Consider the following 2,808-nt stretch of genomic DNA (forward strand, 5'->3'; position numbering starts at 1 on the left):
GTATCCATTCGGCGTAGGCCGCAGGGTTACCGCTTGAGCAGTCCAGGGTTCTCTTTGTAGAAGCTGATCAGCTCGATGAGGTTTTCGATTCCGAAGTCGGTGAACGCCATGACGCCGTCTTCTCCGACACCGTAGACCCAGATGACGCCGTCCTCGATCTGCATTTCGGTGGCGATGTCCCACAACCAATCTTCGTCTTCGCCGAGGTCCTTGGCGACCTGTGTGATGGTGGTGACGTGATGGACCTTGTTAACGTGCGTGGTCATGCCGCTCGAGCGGAGAAGGCTGATGCCGGCGCCCAATTCCAGGGCAGAAGTTCGTCCAGCTGATGAGCCGGATGGGCGGCGATGCGGGCGAGGATATCGGTGAGCCAGGCCTGCGGGTCGATGCCGTTCATTTTCGCCGTGACGATAAGGCTGTACATAGCTGCGGCGCGCCGCCCTCCGCGATCAGATCCGCAGAACAGCCAGGACTTTCGTCCAAGAGCGATGCCTCGCAAGCTCCGTTCGGCGGCATTGTTGGAGAGACACACACGTCCGTCCTCCAGGAACAGCGTGAAGCTCGCCCAGCGCTTCAGGATGTAGTTGATCGCCTTGGCCAGATCGTGACCACGAGACAGTTTAGCGAGCTGTTCGCGCATGTAGATCTGAAGGTCCTCGACCAGAGGCCGGCTCAGCGTCTGTCGCACCTCCAGACGCCCTTCGGGACTCCTGCCATTGATGGAGCGTTCGATCTCGAACAGCGCATCGATCCGCCGCACAACCTCGATCGCAATCGGAGAGAGCGGGATTTCCTTCTTACCGGCACCCTTGCGCCGCGCATTCTCTTCGATGTCGGCCATGGCAAAGAATGGGCGCCTCCCATGCGACCAGCAGGCAGCTTCCCGGATTGGTCCGGGCTGGCGCCCGGCCAGATAGAGCTGTTTGTACCCGTCATAGGCGTCGGCCTGCAGGATGCCGGCATACCGGGCCAGATGCCCCTGCGGATGCTCGCCCTTGCGGTCGCGTGAGTAGTAGAACATCGCTGCTGGTGGGCCCGCGCCCCCAAACGGCCGGTCGTCCCGAACGTAGATCCAGCATCGTCCTGTGTCGGTCTTGCCCTTGGCCAGGACCGGCACGGTCGTATCGTCAGCATGAAGGCGCTCGGCTGCCATGACATGGGCTTCCAGCAGGCGCAGCAGGGGATCCAGCGACGCACAGACCGACCCCACGGCATCTGCCATGGTCGACAGCGCGATCGGCACCCCTTCGAGGGCATAGCGCTCGGCCTGGCGGTTCAAGGGCTGATGCTGGCCGAACTTCTCGAACATGATCATGGCCAGGAGGCTCGGGCCGGCCCATCCCCGTGCGACGGCATGGAATGGCGCCGGCTGCTGGCTGATTTTCTCGCAATCGCGGCAGGAGAACTTCTCCCGGACCGTCTCGATCACCTTCCACTGGCGCGGCACTACTTCCAGCGTGCGCGTCACGTCCTCGCCGAGCTTGCGAAGGCGATTGCTGCCGCAGCATTCACAAGCCGTAGGTCCTTCGATCACCACCCGCTCCCGGGGAAGGTGCTCAGGGAAGGTCTGGCGCTCAGCGCGCTTACGTGTAAATCCGCGCACCGTCGTCGTCTTCGCCACGGCTCGTTCCGCCGCAAGCTCGTCCTCGGTGGCGTCGGCTTCCAGCTCTTCGAACGTCAGCGCCAACTGCTCGATCAGCCGCGCCGAACGCTCCGACCGTTGCCCATAGATCTGATGCTTCAGCTTGGCGATCTGCAACTGCTGCTGGGCGATCAGCGCTTCGTCTTCCGACGCTTTCGCGCGGGCAACCGCGAGCTCGGCGGCGATCTCCAAACCCTTCGCGCGCTCGACCGCCAGCGCCTCTCTCAGGGCGGCAACGTCATTCGGAACAGCGTCGCGATCATCATCCATGCGACGCAGTGAATCACAAGTTGGATGCGTTGGGACTCCCCAAAATGCCTGCATCCGTAGTTTCTTCGCTCAGCCCGCGCTCTGCGGCCGCCAGCTCAGTTGCGGATTCCTCCAATCGATGCCCTCGAGCATGTAAGCCATCTGCGCCGCAGAGATCGACACCGCGCCGGCCGACGCCGACGGCCAGATGAACTTGCCGCGATCCAGACGCTTGGCGTAGAGCGACATGCCTAATCCGTCATGCCAGAGGATCTTGACCAGATCGCCGCGGCGGCCCCGGAAGATGTAGAGATCGCCCGCGTGCGGATCGCGCTTTAGAATCTCCTGAACCGTAAGAGCCAAGCTTCGCATGCCGCGACGCATGTCGGTGTGGCCAGTAGCGATCCAGACCCTGACGCCGCTCGGAATCGGGATCATCGTCGCCGCAGCAGCTCAAGAACTCGCTGCAGCGCCTCAACGTCCACGTCACGGTCAACGCGAACGCGACAGCCGCCGCCAAGCTCGATCTCGATGATTCCAGCCCTTGCACGCTGCACAGGCGGGGAAGACGTCGGTTGTGGCGCGTCGCTTGAGATCGGAGCCGCCACCGGCGTGATCTCGACCGGAACGAGAGCTGGCACGGAATCTCCGCTCAGTCGCCCCTGACGCGCTTGTCGACGCCAGGTGAACAGCAGACCGTGAGCCACCCCGTGCCGGCGTGCCACGCCGCAGACCGTCTCGCCAGCCTGCAAGGTCTCTTCGACAAGACGAACCTTCTCGTCGTAACTCCATCGCCGCCGACGCTCGGCGCCCAACACATTGACCTGCATTCGCCACGTGACCTTAAAGCTAGACTTAAGGTCAAATCCTCGGGCCGCCTCTCAAACTACACAAGGCGGCCGACGCCGGAGGGATAC

At 62.9% G+C, this 2,808-nt stretch carries 4 protein-coding genes; all 4 read right to left on the reverse strand.

Features of this window, described 5'->3' with window-relative positions; translation table 11 throughout:
- Positions 1–26: 26 nt before the first annotated feature.
- The 4 genes from JQ604_RS41335 to tnpA all read right to left on the reverse strand — a co-directional run bounded on the left by JQ604_RS41335 (position 27) and on the right by tnpA (position 2,721).
- A complete protein-coding gene (locus tag JQ604_RS41335; RefSeq protein WP_212366522.1) occupies positions 27–266 on the reverse strand; it encodes a hypothetical protein in 240 nt (79 codons plus the stop codon).
- Positions 263–1,912: an IS66 family transposase gene (gene tnpC / locus JQ604_RS41340; RefSeq protein ID WP_212366523.1), complete on the reverse strand. Its 1,650-nt coding sequence runs from the start codon at positions 1,910–1,912 to the stop codon at positions 263–265. The genes JQ604_RS41335 and tnpC overlap by 4 nt, the downstream gene beginning before the upstream one ends.
- Before the next feature lie 69 nt (positions 1,913–1,981).
- Positions 1,982–2,329: an IS66 family insertion sequence element accessory protein TnpB gene (tnpB, locus tag JQ604_RS41345; RefSeq protein ID WP_157348914.1), complete on the reverse strand. Its 348-nt coding sequence runs from the start codon at positions 2,327–2,329 to the stop codon at positions 1,982–1,984.
- Complete coding sequence (gene tnpA / locus JQ604_RS42275) at positions 2,326–2,721, reverse strand: IS66-like element accessory protein TnpA (RefSeq protein ID WP_212366524.1); 396 nt, start codon at positions 2,719–2,721, stop codon at positions 2,326–2,328. The genes tnpB and tnpA overlap by 4 nt, the downstream gene beginning before the upstream one ends.
- Between the last annotated feature and the right edge of the window lie 87 nt (positions 2,722–2,808).

This window comes from Bradyrhizobium jicamae, assembly GCF_018130695.1.
In the GTDB taxonomy this organism is placed as follows: Bacteria; Pseudomonadota; Alphaproteobacteria; order Rhizobiales; family Xanthobacteraceae; genus Bradyrhizobium; species Bradyrhizobium jicamae_B.

What these genes read in the sequence shown, in the direction of transcription:
- JQ604_RS41335 (WP_212366522.1), bottom strand. Translation starts at nt 266, where the DNA reads ATGACCACGCACGTTAACAAGGTCCATCACGTCACCACCATCACACAG.
- tnpC (WP_212366523.1), bottom strand. Translation starts at nt 1,912, where the DNA reads ATGGATGATGATCGCGACGCTGTTCCGAATGACGTTGCCGCCCTGAGA.
- tnpB (WP_157348914.1), bottom strand. Translation starts at nt 2,329, where the DNA reads ATGATCCCGATTCCGAGCGGCGTCAGGGTCTGGATCGCTACTGGCCAC.
- tnpA (WP_212366524.1), bottom strand. Translation starts at nt 2,721, where the DNA reads ATGCAGGTCAATGTGTTGGGCGCCGAGCGTCGGCGGCGATGGAGTTAC.